The sequence below is a fragment of the Thiohalomonas denitrificans genome (assembly GCF_016841685.1).
Taxonomy (GTDB): Bacteria; Pseudomonadota; Gammaproteobacteria; order Thiohalomonadales; family Thiohalomonadaceae; genus Thiohalomonas; species Thiohalomonas denitrificans_A.
Genome location: NZ_JAENYR010000007.1, coordinates 24,413 through 42,221 on the forward strand (window position 1 = coordinate 24,413; position 17,809 = coordinate 42,221).

Below are 17,809 nucleotides of genomic sequence, written 5' to 3' on the forward strand. Positions count from 1 at the left end.
CCTTTGTCCGGGAATCCTTGGTTGACATTACGGAATTGGCGTGCCGGGCGGCTCGACCACCATCATGGTCATCATGCCGCCGGGGAACACGTCGAAGTTGGTCATCTCCTTTTCGACATGGGAGTGCCACATAAAGAAGAAGCCGCCGTACTCGTTAAGGCCGCCCTCACCCGGAGGCAGGCTGCCCTCGGTCCCCAGGAACGGGCTGCCGCTGTATTGACCGCCGAAGGCCAGCTCCTGTGCTTCCGGCAACTGCACCGGAAACGGCTCGCCATGGTCCGGGCAGTATTCCCAGGTGCTGTCATCGAAGTCATCGCCGTCACCGTCATTACACTCGTGTGGCGCGTCTCCGTAGATGTCCCAGCCCATCTTTCTGCCGGTCCAGTGGAACAGGGCGTCATAGGTGGCGCCGGGCACCGTCTTGATCGTGAACTCAGAGTAGGCAAGGTCCGCCCCCGCCCCCGGTGCGCTCTGCAGCAGACGCCCGTCCCTGGCGATAACCCGAGTGTTATTGCCGTGGTGGTGAAAGGGGTGCAGATCCCGACCTGCGCCGACAATGCGCATCAGCATGGTATCCCCCGGCCGCGTCCGGATCATTGCGTTGTAGGGCTGGGTCGGCAGCCATGAGGCGCCCGCCGGCGCCATGGTATCGGGCGCGGCCCGGCCGTTGATGAACCAGTACATGGGGTAGTAGGCACTGGTATCGACGCCATCCAGATTGCCGGCGGCCACCTGCTCGTGGAGGGCCGGATCCATTTCCGTTAACAGAAACAGATATTCATGGTCGAACCGGGAGTCAGCGTGGTTGTAGGCCAGGCCGGCACCCTGACTCGGCCGGACGATAAGGGCGCCTAACAACCCCATTTCCACCTGCAGGTCGGGGCGGGTTCCGCTGTGGTACATATAGGTGCCGGGCCGCCGCGCAACGAAACTGTAGGTAACCGGATCGTCCGGGCCGGTGCTCTCGCGCGTCAGCAACCCCTCGCTTCCGCCGCTGGCTGTCACCCCCGTCTGACCGGGAAAGAGCATCGAAGTGGGAACCGGCGTACCGTTGACGGCAATTTCGCTGCTGAGGGCTACCGTCACCGTGTCGCCCTGGTTGACGATCAGGGTCGGCCCGGGGTACTGACTGCGGCTGCCTTCAGGGCCGTAGCCCCAAACCGGGACGCTGCCGCCGTCAGGCATGGAGATGGTGTCCGCTGCGGCCGTCAGGTTGAAGGTGGGTCCGGGGATACCATCTATAGCCGCCCCCGCCGATGGGACTGCCAGCGTCAGCCAGCAGAATCCGGCAATCCAATTGCATATCCTTGTCCATTTCATGGCTGCCCCGCTCTCCTCAGTTGATCACGATTTCGGTCATCATGCCGCCCACATCGGCACCGTTATTGGTCAGGTACTGAAAATTGGTGGTATAGAGAAAGTACGTTCCCGGCTGGATGCCGGTGGTATCGAGGAGCACGTCCGCCGCCTCCCCGCCGCCAAGCGTCACTGAACTGGTCCGGTAGTACAGGTCCCTGCCATCGGGGGTGCCGCCCCCTCGAAGGATTCGCGCACCGCGGCCGATCACCTGCATCGGGATCCCCTGGGAGCTGACGGTGTAGAAATTGGTGACGTTCAGGTTGGAGAGCCTCAGCAGTATCCGTTCACCCTGCTGCGCCTCAATCAAAGAGTCCAGCGGCTGCGATTCGATACCGCCGTTTTCGGCCGGTGCTTGCGGCGGGGTGGAACTGACCGTGTCCGGATAGCCCCGTCCGTTCAGCATCGCGTAGCGATCTTCCATATAGGCGAACGGCAGCGGCTGAGTGGTTTCGCTGGCGTCGTGGAAGGCCGGGTCGAAGGAGCCGAGCTGTATGGCGTAATCCACGTCGTAGCGGGTGGAGCCGTCGCCGTCGTTGTAGGCGTAGGTATCGCCCACGGTAGGGTCATCGTCGTTCCGGTCGGCGTTGTAATCGGGGTTGCTATGGACGTGCGTCCCGAGTGCGGTGCCGTCCGGCAGCCGGTTTTGGATCGGCCGGATATAGAGGTTGCCGAGCATCCCCATCTGCATGTGCTCCGTCGCCTCCACGTGGCAGTGGTACATATAGGTGCCCGGCTCCACCAGGTTGTAGTAATAGGTGAGGCTCGATCCCATGTTGATGGAAACCGAGGCCTCGGGAACCCCGTCAAAAATCGAGGACGCCTCGGGGAAGCCGTGGTAGTGCACGGTGTGAGGGTCGAAGAGGTCGGGCCGCACCGCCATGCCGACATTGGTCAGCGTCAGGTAGAGCTCATCCCCCTCGTCGGCCACAATGGTCGGTGCCGGGAAGGTAGCGGCCAGCATGCCGGTATCCATCGCCTTCTTCTCCGAAATTCCCGTGAGGTCGGAGAAGCCGAACATGTACAGGGGACGCCCGTCCGCCATGCGCACATAGCCATCGCCGGCCCCCAAATGCACACAGCGGGCATTGGGATGGTCCGGGTCACCCCTGCCATCGGAGATCGCATCACCGTTCTGATCACCGGGACACTGGACCGTGACGCCGGCCAGGGCCGTACCGGATGCGCCGGCGGCGATTGCCACGGCGAGAGCGGTCCGACATGGCCATAGAATCCTTTCCATTGTTCATTCCTCCTTGAATGTGGCAGCCTCTTAAGCCGTTTCAGCGGTGCCTGGTAAATCCGGCACCGGCGAAACGGCCCGGTCCCTTTACGGCATCTGTTCATCGGCCCCGGCGTCATACCCGAGACCTGCGGGGCGGGCATTTCCGTCATAGTCCACGGTCACCCCGGCGTCCGTTGCGAAGTCCAGTGCCACCGAGCCACTACCAATGTGATAGTCGCCGTTGGACAGGCCAAGCGGACCGTAGTGCACGTCGATGAAGTTGCCGCCCTCGTCGAACGCGGGCATCACCGCGAGTGTGGTCTTCGGCTCGGGATAGATGACTCCCGGAGGCCCTTGGTTGAGGTACTCGGCCAGGAAGGCGGGGTCGCCCTCGACATTGCTGCCATCGTATCCGGCTGCGTCGGTCAACACGCTGTAGAGCGGATTGAGACTATCAGCCGGATCCCCGGTCCCCAGTACGGCCAGGTCCCAATACTCCGGCGCCTCGCCGACATCCAGGTTCGGGGACAGACCGAACGGCGGGTCCTGATTGGGGTCCATCACGAAGCTGAAGGAGCGGTTGTGCCAGATGATGTTGTTCTCCAGCCCCGGGCTCGAGAACAGCGGCTCCCGCATTCGTTCAGCCGTTGCCGCCAATGCCGGGCTGTGGGCGTGACCCACAATACCCGCGGGCTGGGGGACGGACTGGTTGGGCTGCCCCGGCGCGAAGGCCGCTCCGGCCGTGGCGGTACTGTCGTTATTGGCGATGGTGTTGTGCAGCACCGTCACGTTGCCCGCGTCCTGCAGCGAGATCCCGCCGCCGGCCAGACCGGAGACGTTGTTGACCACGAAATTGTTGATGATCTCCACTGCATACCAGGTTCTCTTGGAACCGTGCTCCATGTCGAGCCCGTTCACCGACTCCAGGCGCATGCCGCCGCCATGGCCGGCTCCGGCATGGTTACCCTGGACCCGGTTGGAGAGGATCCGCACCAGCCCGGCGCCGGGGCTCAGCAGTCCGCCACCCACCGGTGCGACGCCGCCGATGAAGATGCCGCCGCCGGATACCGTGAGACCCTGATTGAACGACTGGTTGAAGGCGATGATGTTGCCCTCAATCAGCCCGTCGTTGCTCAGACCCAGGTGGCCGACACCGGCCCCGTTGCCCTGCGTGAAGTTGCCGCACACCAGGTTGTCGGTCACACGGTAGGCATCGGAACCGGTATAGAGACTGATACCCCCGCCCGCACCGCCACTGGCGCCATTCGTGTACACATGGTTATGGTGGATTGCGATACGGTCGTTGTACGCATCCTGGTACTCGAGCCCCTGGTTGGTCTCCAGAACCAATTCGGGGTGGCCCAGCCGGATGCCGCCGCCGTAGATGCCGTGATTGCCGAACACCCGGTTGTTGGCAATCGCCATGTCGTTGGCGTAGCCGTTGACGACGATTCCGCCGGCATGGTCGGCACCGGTGATGGCGAAGCCGTCGACCCAGGCCAGGGGCAGACCGTCCCTGTCCCGGCCAAACCCGCCCTTGTTGGGCATTTCATCCTTCGCAAGGACAATGACCCCCGGCCCCTCCTCGGTAAAGAGTGTGGCCGGTTCGGGCAAGCCGAAGCCCAGCTCCTGTGCCGGGAGCAAGTCCACCTCACCTGCGGTGATCAGCCCCTCGACCTTGTCTCGCCACGCCTGGAGCTTGTTGCCCGGCGCCTTCAGCGCGTCGATGACCGTGTTGGCGCCGAAGCCCTGCAGGCGGATCGGCTTCCACATGATCACCAACTCCTCGTACCGGCCGGGATGGACCAGGACCATGTCGCCGGGCTCCGCCTGGTCGATGGCATCCTGGATGGGCGTGGCGTTCGTATCAGCCGCTGGCCACACCTCGTGGACCGCCGCTTCCGCCCGACCGTTGGCGGAGAGCAGCGAGCCGACGACGATGGTGCTGCTGACACCCGCCTCCGCTCCGGTATCCGCGCGGACGATCTCCAGTTGGCCCGTAGCGGCATCCGCCGGCACGGTCCCGCTGATCAGGGTGTCGCTCCGGGCGATGCCCTCCAGCGGTGTGCCGCCGATGGTCACGCTGCCATCCGTACCAAACCCGGAACCGGCGATCTCAATCGCCTCACCCGGCTGCACATAGGGGCTGGAAACCGAATCGACCGCGGGCGTTCCCGCCGGATAATCGCAATCCAGAGTGGCCTGATTGGGTCCGGCGAACGCCGATACCGGGACCACCGGGGTATCCAGGTAGGTGGTAGTGCCCGGCATGTACTGGAAGGTGTAACAGAACTGGCTGTACTGCGGGTTATGCCGCGGGTCGTTGGCCGAGTTCATGCAGGTGATGAGCATGTTCGGCGACATGCCGCTGGGCATCGGCAGATTCGCCGTGTAGGTGGACGGGACCAGGGCGTTGTAGCGTCCCCAGCGATCGGAATAGGTGCGGGCGATCTCGTTGCCCGTCCAGTCGCGAATGGAGACCGGCAGTCCCGGCGGCGAGTATTTCTCGCCGAAGTTCGGCGCGGCCGGATCGAACTCGTTGGAGAGGTCGTCCAGGATGAAGCCGACCACGTGACCGGCCGGCGGGACCTGGGTAAACATGAAGAATTCAGCCGCCGCATTTCTCCCGTCGGACAGCGTCACCTGCTTACGGTTACAGAGGGGCCGCTGGTCACCGGCGAACGGCGCCGCGATGAACTGCTCGGCCGACCCAACCGGATTGCCGTCGCCATCGGTCTGGAAGCTCATATAGTCCGGCACCGTACGCAGCTCACCGACACAGGCCGGCGGAAGGAGCTGCGGCACATAGGTATCGCCGAAGTCGACGTTACGATCCTCCTCCTTGACCGTCTGGTAGACCGGGTGTTCGCCGGTGCCGACAATATACTCGCCGGCAGGCAGGCCCGCGACTTCGGCACCGCCCGAGACGATGCCGTCCGGGTGGTAGCTGTCAAAGGCGTAGCCACCGTCGAACACCGCCGGACGCGCCTGATTGAAGTTGCGAAGCCCGTCATAGCAATCGGTGGGGTAGAGACCGTCAACATAGAAGACTTCCCCCTGACAGCCCGTAGGCAGGCTGTCGTCCCAACTGTCGGTGGTGGTGATCTGAATGGCGTCACCGGCATCGAACAGACCATTGTCGTTGTAGTCGATGTCCTCCGGCCCGGCCGTTCCACCGTCGCGCCACCCGAAGGGGTGGTTGTCCACGTCGGCTACGGTCTCCTCGCCATCACCGTCCAGGTCGTCAATCACTCCGTCGCTGTCGCTGTCCTGATACAGGGCCACCTGAATGCGCGGAATGCCGGGCTCCCAGGGTTCGGCAGCGGCATAACGCGGGTCATTCTCCGCGCGGGTGGTGGCGTAGAAGACCATGCCGGACATTCCACCGTTCTCGCCCGGTTCGTAGGCCTTCTTGCCCCACTGGATGACGTTGGTCTGTCCTAGGAAGCCCTGGAAACCCTGCGTCAGGACCGGGCCGGTTTCGGTGCGGTAGGGCAAATAGTCATTCTCAGACTGCGGCTGCGGATTCAGGACACCGCCGAATCCCCAGGGGCCATTGTCTACCGGCCCGCCGTCATCGGCGACGATGGTGGCACCGGTGGCTTTGAGCCGGCCGAAATCCACCTCGGCCACCAGCCAGCTAAAAAAGGGGAATACCTCGTCATAAGGCGCGGCGCCCTCCATGTCGGTGGGCATGCTCTGGTAGAGCGAGCCGTCCCGGAAGCGGAGATTGGTCACCACCTCGGGAATGGGGGCCTCGCCCGGGTCCCAGAACCCGTTTTCGTTCTCGTCGTTGAAGACGTAGTTTTCCAACCGCGCGAACCAGGAGAACACAGGCACATCGAGCAGGTTGCAGCCCGGGGTGCTGTTACAGTTGCCCTGGGTATCCACGCTCACATTGGTCGAGCCGAAGATAACATCCAGGTTGGCATCCCAGATGGCAAGCTGGTAGTCGCCGGGCGGGACATTGGAGATATTGAAGCTGCTGTCGGCGCTGCACGGTGCCGCGAAGACACCCCGGCCAATGCCGACGGACATATCATTCAAACCGATCCAGCAGTCCGGGACCGGAGCCCCGGTATAGAAGGCAAAATCCGGCGGCCGCGAATTGTGCACCTGCCGCACCTGTCCCGTGACCGTGGTACGGGTCGTCCCCGGCAGCGAGGCCAGGTTATCAAAGGATTGGACAAAGCCGATAAACACGTGGGGACCAGGGGGTCCGAACTCCGTGAAATAGGACGGCTCGTCCGCCTTCACCCACGCGTCTACAGTCTTGGTGCCCTCGATGGTACTGGTTTGAACCCAACCCTGGCCCGCTGGCGGGATCACCTCCACCCCGTACTTTCCGGGGGCAAGATTCTTGATAGCAGCATACCCGTCCGGGCCAGTCAGGATGGTCCCATTCCCCATCGCGGCAACAGTGCCGTCTTCGTTGTAGGTGGTCCCCAGGGCATTGCCGAACGCGTCCTGCATCATCTGGCCCCCGGAGGCCCCGTAGCGTCCGCCGGCATCGGAGAGTTTGATCTGGAATCCGGCCAGCCCTTCTTCCTCCGGCGTATCCGGCGCATTGTTGATCGGATAGTCGTCATGAAAGACGAAGATCCGGATCTGGGCCGTGGGCAACGGCAGGCGATTGACCTTCACCTGCACCTGCCCCTGTCCGGGCTCGATGGGTGCCGCCCCGATGGTGGCCCCGCCGTCAGTTCCCGCATCTGCCGGAAGGATAGAGAGATAGTAATGCTTGTTTGGATCGAGGTCCGGAAGGGAACCCCCGGCCCAGCCCTCGGCAACCGGAGGCATGTGGCTCCGATGAAAATCGACGGATAGGCAGTTATCCAGACGCCCTTCTTCACACGTCGCAGGGGGGCCGGGGTTTATATGGTGCGTAACGTCCTCTTCGATCAGCCACCGATAACTGGTAATGGCCGACGTCCCGTCGGTTACCGATAGTTCTGGTATCTGCGCTTGGGAAATCCCGGGGAAGAATCCTAACATGAAAAAAATGACAAAAACGAACCCCAGACCGGGGCCGCCAAGCCCTCCGTTGCCTCGCTTCATGATGCACTCCCTTGCTGAGTTTCCGTCGGTTATTCACCGCGACTTGGGTAATCTTTTTTCTGTTATGAAATAGATAGGCGAGGATCAGCTGAACGGCAATGCCCATCGTCAAAAAAAACTTTGTAACTGCTCGCCCAGGTGATCGCCCACGGCCCCGGAAATCCGTCATCCCGCGTAGGCGGGGATCCAGCAGTCGAACTCAGAATACATCCTGGCCAAGAACCGTCATCCCCGCGTAGGCGGGGATCCATTTTGGGCCATGCTTTTGTTCTCTGGATTCCCGCCTACGCGGGAATGACGGAGGGGGTGAGTAGTTATAACTTTTTGTGAGCACCACCCCGAGCGAGTGCACGGCATCGGAGCGGAGCACTGTGCGTCGGGGTCACTGCGGGTGATGGCCAATGAGCGACGGGTAGCTCATTCAAGAGCTATCGCTCACACTCTACGTCGCCTATTGCGCACCGACAATCGACGCAGCCGCCGAGCGCAGCATCGCCCTCTTCTTTGACGACGTCGATGGTAACCACTAGGAATCTCTCCGAGAATCGCTGACCTACTCGGCTCGGACATCCTCGAGAATAGGTTCCAGACATTCTCTACTACCGCCATCCATGACGGCATGCTGCGCTCTAACTGCTCCACCCATGGAGTCGTGCGGCCAAGCCCGACTGGCCAGATTTCCCGCTCATTTTCGTTAAATAGAACCTTCCGGAGGGCTGCGACCAATAAGGGTGGGTACAAAACCGAGCCGATGCGTTAGCGATACTTCAAACGCCAACTACCGACGGTGGTGCAAAATCGTCTCCAATCCCTCCGAAATAGAGGGCATAAAAAAAGCCCCCGGGTTCACGCCGCGGGGGCTTTTTACGCACCAGGTTTTGTTGCTTTTTGTCGCGGAATCCGCCGAGCCTGAGTGCCAGTTTAAAGTGGGCCGTGTTGGAATCGAACCAACGACCACCTGATTAAAAGTCAGATGCTCTACCAACTGAGCTAACGGCCCGTGAGAGGCGGCATATAGTACCGGACTCGCCAAAAAAGGCAAGCCCGGCACCAACCGTTTATCGCCTAGATGGCCTCGAGTTTGCGCATGGCATTGGGGACCAGGCGCATGTCGGCCAGAGCGGTTATCAATGCCTTCGGGAAAGTCGCTTCTTCCTCGTAGACCATTTGGTAGTACTGGATTTTCATGGTCAGTGCACTCCCAAAAACGATGGAGGCCAAAGCCATCATGGAACCGACCGCCAGCGTGGAGAAGCCGGTGATGCCTTGTCCGATGGTGCACCCCATGGCCAGTACGCCACCAAACCCCATCAGAATGGCGCCGATGAAGTGGTTCATGAAATCACGAACCGAGGCAAACCACTCGAACCGGAAACCGCCGCTGAGAATGGCCCAGATGAACGAGCCGGCGACCACACCCAGAACAGCGACCACGCCGAACGTCAGCGCGGTCTTGGCGAACCCGCCGGCAGCATAACCGAGAGACTGCCCCATGGGGTTGATGAAGGTGTAGGATTGGGGATTGAAATCCGAGCTGGCGGGCTTGGCGTCCCAGCCCTCGTGAATACCCTCATTCATGTCCCAGTGGGTTTGAGCGGGATCGAGAAATTCACTGACCGAGACGGTCATTTCACCTTCGAACGAGTCCTCGAAGGTGAGCCCGATGTTGGAGCTCACATACCAGGCCCCGAGGATCGCTACACCGACTACGAGTCCGCCGAGTACGTTGTCGAAACTGCCGCGGAAATCGGCGGATTTAAAGACGAAGCCGAGCAGCAGCAGACCCAGACCGGTGCCGATCCACAGACGGGCACTCCCCGCGCCCTCGGAGCCGGCGAAGATAGTACCCAGGTCCTGTTGACCGCCGTCCAGGCTGACCGCCAGTGGCCTAATCCAGTCCAGGAACAGCAGCGACATCAGCGTCTGGTCACTGCCGGGAAACGGATTGATCATGAAATAGGCGATTACACCGATGACGCCGAACACCACAATCGATTTCAGATTGCCGCCGCCAATGCGGATTAACGTCTTGTTGCCACAACCCGAGGCCAGGGTCATCCCAATTCCGAACAGCAACCCGCCAAGGATGTTTTCGGCCCAAATCAGGTTACCCGATCGGTACGGAGGAAAGGAACCATCAGCCTGAACCAGACCGACCGCTTCGAGTCCGGTGACACCGAGCAGTGCAATGGCAATGGCGAACATCCAGGCGCGCATGCGGCCCCAGTCGCCCATATTGACCGCATCGGAGACGGCACCCATGGTGCAGAAATTCGTCTTGTTGACGACAGCGCCCATGATAAGTGCGATACCGAAGGCTCCCAAAAGCAGCGCCTGATGCGCCTGGGAAAAGCTTTCAAATAACAATGTTCTCTCCTCCAGTGGTGTTCCTTGACATCTTCGGGAGCCTTGCACATCCGCACAATAGCCCGATGGGAATATTATTGGGTTTTGTAAGGCGTCGGGTCGGGAACGCCCGCCTCGCGGAAACCGGCCGCACGTAGCCGACAGGAATCACAAACACCGCAAGCCCTTCCGCTGGAATCCGGATCATAACAGGACAGCGTCAGTCCATAATCTACACCCAGCCTATGGCCGGTGGCGATGATTTGCGCCTTCGTCATATGAATAAGCGGTGCGTGAATGGAAAAGTGTTGGCCCTCCACCCCGGCTTTGGTGGCCAGATTTGCGGTCTTTTCAAAGGCGTCGATGAATTCCGGGCGACAATCCGGGTACCCCGAATAATCGACGGCATTGACGCCGATAAAGAGGTCCAGAGCACCCAGCACCTCGGCCCAACCCAGCGCCAGAGAAAGGAAAATGGTATTGCGTGCAGGGACATAGGTGGCCGGTATCCCCTCTGACGGGCCCTGTGGCACATCGATGCTGTCATCAGTCAGGGCGGATCCCCCGAACTGCCGCAAGTCGAGGGTGAAGACACGGTGCTCCCGCACCCCCAGGCTCTCGGCCACCCGCCGGGAGGCCTCCAGTTCAATCCGGTGCCGCTGCCCGTAGTCGAAGCTGAGGGCGTAGCACTCAAATCCCCGGTCGCGGGCCATCGCCAGCGAGGTGGCGGAGTCCAGCCCGCCGGAAACAAGGGCAACCGCCTTCTTCGTGAGGTTATTCATAGCTTACCGCGACCCGATTCACCGAAGAGCGCAAGATGATATTGCCTCTCAAAGATACGGCGTGCGTCGAGTTTCCCAATGGTTTTGACGGGAGACGAGTTCCTATCCATCCAGCGGTTCCTGATCAGCGGACCTTTGCGATAGGTCTTTAATCTTAGCGGCCCGGTTCGTCGCCCCACAACAGTTTATGCAGCTGCATCTGGAATCGGACCGGAAGGCGATCTTCAATAATCCAGTCCGCCAGCTGGCGCGGTTCGATCCGGCCGAATACGGGCGAAAACAGAACCTCGCAACGATCAGCGATTCGATAGCGCTTGATCACCGCACGAGCCCATTCGTAATCATTACGGTCGGCGATCACGAGTTTTACCTGGTCCCTGCCGGTAAGAACTTCCAGGTTCTCCCAGCGGTTTTTGGTCTGCTCGCCGGACCCCGGGGTCTTGAGGTCCATCACCCGCACCACCCGCACATCAACATTGGACACATCCAGAGCGCCGCTGGTTTCCAGTGAAACCTGATAATCGGCATCACAGAGTCTGACGAGGAGCTCCCGACAGCCCCGTTGGGCGAGCGGTTCACCCCCGGTGACACAGACATGCCGCACCTCACCATATCCCCGTGAAGCTGCGACCTGCTTCACCTCTTCCATGATGGCATCCAGGGTCATGGTATGGCCACCGGTAAATGCATAGGAGGTATCACAGTACGTGCAACGCAGCGGGCAGCCGGTCAGACGCACGAACAGGGTGGGCCAGCCCGCGTCACGGGCCTCACCCTGCAGGGACAGAAATATCTCGGTGATCCGCAGCATAGTGCGGGAGGCCCCTGCCATTAAGGTGATCAGCCGCCCTGCTTGCCCAAACGTTTCAGCAGGTTCTGCGCCTGGTCCGCCTCGGTGGTGCCCGGATGCTCCCTGACCAGCTGATCCAGCACCGGCCGGGCCTTCCCGTCCTGCTTCAGCTCATGATAGCTATAGCCGATCTTCAAAAGGGCCTCTGCCACCTTGGGGCTATTGGCATGGTTATCCACCAGGGCGCGATAAGCGGCGATGGCCTTGCCGAAATCGCGCCGGGCGTAACTGGCCTCTCCGAGCCAGTACTGGGCGATATGCGCGTAGCGACCATCCGGATACTCCTCGAGAAAGTTCTCGAAGGCCTTGATCGCCTGCTCATAACGCAACTCCCGGAGGATGTCGAAGGCCTGTTGATAAGCCTGGCGCTCGGCAACCAGATCAGCGGTACCCGGGCTCTCCACGCCCGGCTTCTCCTGTGCCATATCGGGCCCGGTTTGCGCCCCGGCGGCAGGCGCCACACCTTCCCGCTCCAGACGCGACAGCCGCCGGTCGGTATCCAGATAGAGGTCGCGCTGGCGTTTTTTGAGTGAATCGAGCTCGTGGCTCACCTCTTCCAGCTCACCACGGATCACGGCAAGCTCACGCTGCTGGCTGTCGATCCGGGTCAGCATCTCCATTAGCGATTGGCTCTCCATCAATCTCTCGAGCCGCTGAACCCGGTCTTGCAAATCGTTTCGCTCGGCCGCCTGAACCGGTACGGCGGTGAGCAGCACGAAGGGGATCAGGTAGCGCAGCTTGGTCATATCAATATCCCGAATAGAGCAATTCGACCCGGCGATTCAGGGACCAGGCTCCTTCATCGTGCCCCATGGCGGCCGGGCTCTCCTCGCCGAAACTGATCACCTGCAGCTGGTCTTCAGCCGCCGCCTGTAAAGACAGGAGCCGCTCCACTGCCTGAGCGCGCCGCTCCCCCAGCGCCAAGTTGTATTCGCGGGTACCCCGCTCGTCGGTATGCCCCTCCACTGCTACGGAAACGTCGGGATTGGAGGCCAGAAAGCGACCGTGGGCAACCAGAGCCTCCCGATCGTTTTCGGACAATTCGCTGCTGTCGAAATCAAAGTAGAACACCCGTTGCGATAATGGGCTTTCCGGGTCGTCCAGCGGACTGCCTTCGAACTTACCGTCCATTCGTGCACCCGCGGCCCGGGCATCGCCCGCCACAGCCCGGTCGTCAATATCTTCGATGACAACGTCTTCACCGGCTCCGTCTCGTTCGGCCACGCCGGCACAGCCGGAGACCATGACGCTTGTGGCCAGCACTCCCCAAAACAACCAAACCTGTTTCATTTCAAACCCTCTATTCTGCAAAGAAAGGTGACCAAGCCGGTTCCCTGACATCGAATCCGGTCAGGTCAAGACGCTGGCCGGCGCTACCATCGACCGCGATCGCCTCCAGCACGCCACGTCCTCTCCTTTCGGTGGCGAAAATAATCATCCGGCCATTGGGTGCGAAGCTGGGCGACTCGTCCAGTCGGGAATCGGTCAAAATCCGGAGATTCCCGGTCTCCAGGTTCTGCACGGCAATCTGAAAGCCGCTGCGGGACTGGTGGACCATGGCCAGATGGTGGCCATCCGGCGAGACGCTGGGCCGCGCATTGTAACGGCCCTCGAAACTGAGCCGCTGCGGGCGTCCCACGGCCCCTCGCGGCCCCGTATCGACCCTATAGATCTGCGGCTTCCCGCCGCGGTCGGAGGTAAACACCAGCCCGTTCCCGTCCGGCATCCAGGCCGGCTCGGTGTCGATTGCCGAGTGTCGGGTGATACGCCTCAGCGCACGGGTACGGAGATCGAGAACATAGATTTCCGGGTTGCCATCTTTCGACAGGGTAAGTGCCAGACTCCGCCCGTCGGGACTCCAGGCCGGGGCCGAATTGATACCCTCATACTCGGCCACCTTTTCGCGCTTGCCACTGATGACGTTCTGTACATAGACCACCGAGCGGCGGGCCTCGAAGGAAACATAGGCCAGCTGCTTGCCATCGGGTGACCAGGCCGGAGACATGAGCGGCTGTTTGGAAGTAAGGATGGTCTGTTCGTTGAAGCCGTCGGCATCCGCCACCGCCAGCCGGAAACGGCGCTCGCCCTCGGCGACATCCTCCACGGTGACGTAGGTGATATGGGTATTGAAGGCGCCGCGCTCGCCGGTGAGCTCCTCGTACACGAGATCGCTGATTTGATGGGCGGTGCGACGCAGCAGCGGTGCGCGCGTGGGCATTGCGTAACCCGCCAGCTGCTTCGCCCTGAGGACATCAAAGAGCTGGAACCGGACTTGATAACGTCCGTTGCTATTTTTGACCCGTCCGACCAGCAGCGTTTCCACTCCCGCCGCCCGCCAAGCCGCAAAATCGATGGCACCGCCGTGATCCGGCTGCCCCACCAGCTGCTTACCCGAGAGCGGGGCGAAACGGCCGCTAGCGGCGAGATCCGCCTTGATGATGGCGGCGATGTCCTCGCTAAGTGGCTCCTCACCTTCCCAGCCGAACGGTAAGATAGCGATAGGCAATGCCCCTTCCGCACCGCCGGTGACGGTGACCTCGAGCCGCGCCTGAACCAGCGCCGGCATAACCAGCAGCAGCAACAAAATGAAACGTTTTGCCAACAACTTTATCCCCTCGGTTTGAAGGTAAATACGATTTCGCGATCAAAAACGTCCGGGTCCGGCGGCTCGGGCAGCGGGGAGGCCTTCCTGACCGCTGCCTCTACCGAGCGATCCAGGGCAGAGCTGCCGCAACTCTCCACGACTTGCGCCTCGACCACCTCGCCGCCGGGGATCTGATGGACCATGACCTTACAGGAAAAGTCATCAGGCGTATCGGAGGGCCGTAGCCATTTTCGACCGACTTTTTCGGCAATCCAGCCGACATACACGGCCTCGGCGGTTTGGAGCTGGCGGGTGCGATCCGCCTGCAACTGTTCCTCCGCGGCCGCCATCTTCTGCTTGAGTGCCTCTTCCGCCTTTCTCCGGCGCTCCTCGGCCCGGCGCTTCTCCGCCTCCTGGCGCTCACGCTCCTTGGCCGCCTTGCGGGCCGCCTCTTCCTCGCGGCGGCGTTTTTCGGCCTCGATTTTACGTTGCTCCTCCAGCTCGGCCAAGCGCTGCTGCTCCTTGCGTTTTGCTTCGGCCAGCGCCTTCTGCTCCGCCTTTTGCTTTTCAAGGCGCTCCTGTTCCGCCTGGCGCTGGCGCTGCGCCTCGGCACGCTGGCGCTCCAGGGCGGCTTGATGCTCCTGCTCCTCCTGGGCGCGCTGGCGCTTCAGGGCAGCCAGTTTCTCCTCTTCCTTTTTGCGGGCCGCCTCCGCCTGACGTTTCTCTTCCGCCAACTGGCGGCGCTGCGCCTCTTCCTGCGCTTTGCGCTGACGTTCGCCGTCGCGAAGGCGGTCCAGTTCCGCCTCCACCTGTCCGGCATCAACGGCGACCGCCTCCATCGGCTGTACCTTCGGGGTAGTCGCAGCAGGAGGTGGTGGCGATTGCAGCATGTTGATGCCAAGTAGCCCCACCAAGGCCAAATGGACGGCGATGGAAAAACTGTAAGCGGGCAGCCACTCTCTCGACATAATCAGTCGTCCGATTCGGTCAGCAGACCCACGCTGGAGGCACCGGCCTTCTGGAGCAGGACCATGGCGTAAACGACTTTCCCGTAGCCCACACGCTCGTCACCTTTCACGTAAACGGGGGTTTTCGGCTTCAGACGAAGGATGGCGGCCACCCGCACAGAGAGCTGTTCGGCATCGAGATCACGACTGATGGAGGTGTCGTGTTCCAGGTGATAGGCGCCCCGGGCATCGACGGCGACCACCAGCGGGGCGTCACTTTGGCCCTCGACCGGTTCGGCATCCGCACGCGGCAAATCCACCTTCACCCCCTGGGTGAGCATGGGTGCGGTGATCATGAAGATCACCAGCAGGACCAGCATCACATCGATGTACGGGACGACGTTGATCTCCGCCATTCGCTTGCGTCGCTGTCGAGGCATACGCTATCAGCCTCCGCGGTTATGCGCCTGGCGCTGCAACAGGGTGGTAAATTCCTCCTGAAAGGAGTCGAAACGGCTATCGAGCCGATCCAGGTCGTTGCTGTAGCGGTTATAGGCGATTACAGCCGGAATGGCGGCGAACAGCCCCATGGCGGTTGCGATCAGCGCCTCGGCGATCCCCGGCGCCACCATCGACAGTGTCGCATGCTGGGCCGTTCCCAGGGCGCGAAATGAATTCATAATCCCCCAGACGGTCCCGAAAAGGCCCACATAGGGACTGGTGGAGCCCACGGTGGCGAGAAAGGCCAGATTGCCTTCCAGGCGGTCCATCTCGCGACGCAGGGCCACCCGCATGGCCCGCTGTGCACCCTCGACGATGAACTCGGGTTCGATCCCCTGCTTGCGCAACCGGGCAAACTCGGCAAAACCCGCCTCGAACAGGGCCGATGCGCCGCTCAGCTCATCACGCCGTTTGGCAATCTGCTTGTAGAGTTCGACCAGATCGATACCGGACCAGAAGCGTTTTTCAAAGCTCGCCGCCTCCGCCTGTGCCCCCCGCAGTACCTGCCATTTCCGGTAGATAACGGCCCAGGACATGACCGAGGCGATCAACAGCAGCAGCATCACCAGCTGCACCAGCACGCTGGCCTCTGCAAACAGGCTGATAAGGGACATTTCAGAGTTCATATTCGGGTTTCGTCCGGTCTTTTCTTTCCAGCTCTAAGAATTGTTTTCAGTCGCTAATGCCAGGCGCTCCATTACGGTCCGCGGGATCCGTCGTGGTCTCATTGTGCGGGCATCGATGCTCACGATGGTCACATGGCCCCGGCACAGAACCTCGTCAGCGCGCCTGGCCTCCTGGTAAAACGTCAGGGATACGCCCCGTTGTCCCACGACCTTGGCGCTCACGGCCAACTGGTCATTGAAAATTGCCGGCCGCAGGTAGTCCACCTGCACGGAGCGCACCGCAAACAGAATGCCTTCTTCATCCCGCAACGCATCCTGTTCAAACCCCAATTCGCGAAGCCACTCGGTACGCGACCGCTCCATGAATTTCAAGTAGTTGGCGTAATACACCACACCACCGGCATCGGTGTCCTCGTAATAGATCCGTATCGGCAAAACAGACTCACTCACCGCCCGATTCACCCTGCCCGAACAGATCCATATCCCGTTGGCGCTGCATTTCGGCAGCCTGCGGCGGCGTCAGCCCGAAGTGCAGATAGGCGCTGGAGGTAGCCAGGCGCCCGCGCGGCGTACGCATCAGAAAGCCCTGCTGAATCAGGAAGGGCTCCAGCACATCCTCGATGGTCCCCCGCTCCTCGCCGATGGCCGCCGCCACGTTATCCAGCCCCACCGGGCCGCCATCGAACTTGTCGATAATAGCCAACAGCAGCTTGCGATCCAGCATGTCGAAACCGTTGACGTCTACGTCCAGCATGTCCAGCGCACGAGTGGCAACCTCGTCGGTAATCCTGCCGTCCGACTTCACCTCCGCATAGTCACGCACCCGCCGCAGCAGCCGATTCGCAATGCGTGGAGTACCGCGGGAGCGACGCGCAATTTCCAGGGCACCGCTGCCATCGATGGTGACCCCCAGGATCTCCGCCGAACGCGACACGATGGTTTCAAGCTCCCCTGCATTGTAAAACTCGAGCCGCTGCACGATACCGAACCGGTCACGAAGTGGAGATGTTAGGAGACCGGCGCGAGTGGTTGCCCCAATCAGGGTAAAGGGCGGCAGATCGAGTTTGATGGAGCGTGCAGCCGGCCCCTCTCCAATCATGATATCGATCTGGTAATCCTCCATCGCCGGATAGAGGACCTCCTCCACTACCGGCGAAAGCCTGTGGATTTCATCCACGAAGAGGACGTCGTGCGGCTCCAGATTGGTCAGCAGGGCCGCCACGTCACCGGGTTTCTCCAGCACCGGTCCGGACGTCTGACGCAGGCTGACACCCAGTTCGTTGGCGATGATGTGCGCCAGTGTAGTCTTGCCAAGACCCGGAGGTCCGAACAGCAAGACGTGATCCAGCGCCTCGTTTCGTCCCTTGGCAGCATGGATGAAGATCGCCATCTGATCCCGAACGGTCTGCTGGCCGACATACTCCGCCAACTGCCGGGGCCGAATGGCCCGGTCCTGGACCTCTTCCTCCACCTGCGGAGCGCCTGCAATCAACCGGTCGGTTTCAATCATTAAATAGAGACTCACCGCAAACGC

At 61.4% G+C, this 17,809-nt stretch carries 14 protein-coding genes and 1 tRNA gene; all 15 read right to left on the reverse strand.

Annotated elements, in window-relative coordinates:
• Positions 1-27: 27 nt before the first annotated feature.
• A complete protein-coding gene (locus tag Q7L05_RS02440; protein WP_303901398.1) occupies positions 28-1,320 on the reverse strand; it encodes a multicopper oxidase domain-containing protein in 1,293 nt (430 codons plus the stop codon).
• A gap of 16 nt (positions 1,321-1,336) precedes the next feature.
• On the reverse strand, positions 1,337-2,599 hold the full coding sequence (locus Q7L05_RS02445) for a multicopper oxidase domain-containing protein (RefSeq protein WP_303901401.1): 1,263 nt from the start codon (positions 2,597-2,599) through the stop codon (positions 1,337-1,339).
• Between the two features lie 87 nt (positions 2,600-2,686).
• Positions 2,687-7,639 carry a hypothetical protein gene (locus Q7L05_RS02450; RefSeq protein WP_303901404.1) on the reverse strand — a complete coding sequence of 1,651 codons (4,953 nt, stop codon included), beginning with the start codon at positions 7,637-7,639 and terminating at the stop codon, positions 2,687-2,689.
• Between the two features lie 927 nt (positions 7,640-8,566).
• Positions 8,567-8,639 (reverse strand) — tRNA-Lys (locus Q7L05_RS02455).
• A 65-nt stretch (positions 8,640-8,704) separates the two neighbouring features.
• Positions 8,705-10,006: a YeeE/YedE family protein gene (locus Q7L05_RS02460; protein WP_303901407.1), complete on the reverse strand. Its 1,302-nt coding sequence runs from the start codon at positions 10,004-10,006 to the stop codon at positions 8,705-8,707.
• 74 nt (positions 10,007-10,080) lie between these two features.
• Positions 10,081-10,767 (reverse strand): 7-cyano-7-deazaguanine synthase QueC, encoded by a 687-nt coding sequence (gene queC, locus Q7L05_RS02465; protein WP_303901410.1) that lies wholly within the window; start codon positions 10,765-10,767, stop codon positions 10,081-10,083.
• Between the two features lie 154 nt (positions 10,768-10,921).
• On the reverse strand, positions 10,922-11,578 hold the full coding sequence (gene queE, locus Q7L05_RS02470) for a 7-carboxy-7-deazaguanine synthase QueE (RefSeq protein ID WP_303901414.1): 657 nt from the start codon (positions 11,576-11,578) through the stop codon (positions 10,922-10,924).
• Positions 11,579-11,607: 29 nt separating this feature from the next.
• A complete protein-coding gene (ybgF, locus tag Q7L05_RS02475; protein ID WP_303901417.1) occupies positions 11,608-12,363 on the reverse strand; it encodes a tol-pal system protein YbgF in 756 nt (251 codons plus the stop codon).
• Position 12,364: 1 nt separating this feature from the next.
• The gene (gene pal / locus Q7L05_RS02480) at positions 12,365-12,907 is read right to left on the reverse strand and encodes a peptidoglycan-associated lipoprotein Pal (protein WP_303901420.1); all 543 of its coding nucleotides are present in this window, start codon (positions 12,905-12,907) and stop codon (positions 12,365-12,367) included.
• Positions 12,908-12,917: 10 nt separating this feature from the next.
• Positions 12,918-14,219 carry a Tol-Pal system beta propeller repeat protein TolB gene (tolB, locus tag Q7L05_RS02485; RefSeq protein WP_303901423.1) on the reverse strand — a complete coding sequence of 434 codons (1,302 nt, stop codon included), beginning with the start codon at positions 14,217-14,219 and terminating at the stop codon, positions 12,918-12,920.
• A gap of 5 nt (positions 14,220-14,224) precedes the next feature.
• Positions 14,225-15,169: a cell envelope integrity protein TolA gene (tolA, locus tag Q7L05_RS02490; RefSeq protein WP_303901426.1), complete on the reverse strand. Its 945-nt coding sequence runs from the start codon at positions 15,167-15,169 to the stop codon at positions 14,225-14,227.
• Positions 15,170-15,171: 2 nt separating this feature from the next.
• Positions 15,172-15,588 carry a protein TolR gene (gene tolR / locus Q7L05_RS02495; RefSeq protein ID WP_303901429.1) on the reverse strand — a complete coding sequence of 139 codons (417 nt, stop codon included), beginning with the start codon at positions 15,586-15,588 and terminating at the stop codon, positions 15,172-15,174.
• Positions 15,589-15,594: 6 nt separating this feature from the next.
• A complete protein-coding gene (tolQ, locus tag Q7L05_RS02500) occupies positions 15,595-16,275 on the reverse strand; it encodes a protein TolQ (protein WP_303901432.1) in 681 nt (226 codons plus the stop codon).
• 33 nt (positions 16,276-16,308) lie between these two features.
• Complete coding sequence (ybgC, locus tag Q7L05_RS02505; RefSeq protein ID WP_303901435.1) at positions 16,309-16,725, reverse strand: tol-pal system-associated acyl-CoA thioesterase; 417 nt, start codon at positions 16,723-16,725, stop codon at positions 16,309-16,311.
• Positions 16,718-17,782 (reverse strand): Holliday junction branch migration DNA helicase RuvB, encoded by a 1,065-nt coding sequence (gene ruvB, locus Q7L05_RS02510; protein ID WP_317623081.1) that lies wholly within the window; start codon positions 17,780-17,782, stop codon positions 16,718-16,720. The genes ybgC and ruvB overlap by 8 nt, the downstream gene beginning before the upstream one ends.
• Between the last annotated feature and the right edge of the window lie 27 nt (positions 17,783-17,809).

What these genes read in the sequence shown, in the direction of transcription:
- Q7L05_RS02440 (WP_303901398.1), bottom strand. Translation starts at nt 1,320, where the DNA reads ATGAAATGGACAAGGATATGCAATTGGATTGCCGGATTCTGCTGGCTG.
- Q7L05_RS02445 (WP_303901401.1), bottom strand. Translation starts at nt 2,599, where the DNA reads ATGGAAAGGATTCTATGGCCATGTCGGACCGCTCTCGCCGTGGCAATC.
- Q7L05_RS02450 (WP_303901404.1), bottom strand. Translation starts at nt 7,639, where the DNA reads ATGAAGCGAGGCAACGGAGGGCTTGGCGGCCCCGGTCTGGGGTTCGTT.
- queC (WP_303901410.1), bottom strand. Translation starts at nt 10,767, where the DNA reads ATGAATAACCTCACGAAGAAGGCGGTTGCCCTTGTTTCCGGCGGGCTG.
- queE (WP_303901414.1), bottom strand. Translation starts at nt 11,578, where the DNA reads ATGCTGCGGATCACCGAGATATTTCTGTCCCTGCAGGGTGAGGCCCGT.
- ybgF (WP_303901417.1), bottom strand. Translation starts at nt 12,363, where the DNA reads ATGACCAAGCTGCGCTACCTGATCCCCTTCGTGCTGCTCACCGCCGTA.
- pal (WP_303901420.1), bottom strand. Translation starts at nt 12,907, where the DNA reads ATGAAACAGGTTTGGTTGTTTTGGGGAGTGCTGGCCACAAGCGTCATG.
- tolA (WP_303901426.1), bottom strand. Translation starts at nt 15,169, where the DNA reads ATGTCGAGAGAGTGGCTGCCCGCTTACAGTTTTTCCATCGCCGTCCAT.
- tolR (WP_303901429.1), bottom strand. Translation starts at nt 15,588, where the DNA reads ATGCCTCGACAGCGACGCAAGCGAATGGCGGAGATCAACGTCGTCCCG.
- tolQ (WP_303901432.1), bottom strand. Translation starts at nt 16,275, where the DNA reads ATGAACTCTGAAATGTCCCTTATCAGCCTGTTTGCAGAGGCCAGCGTG.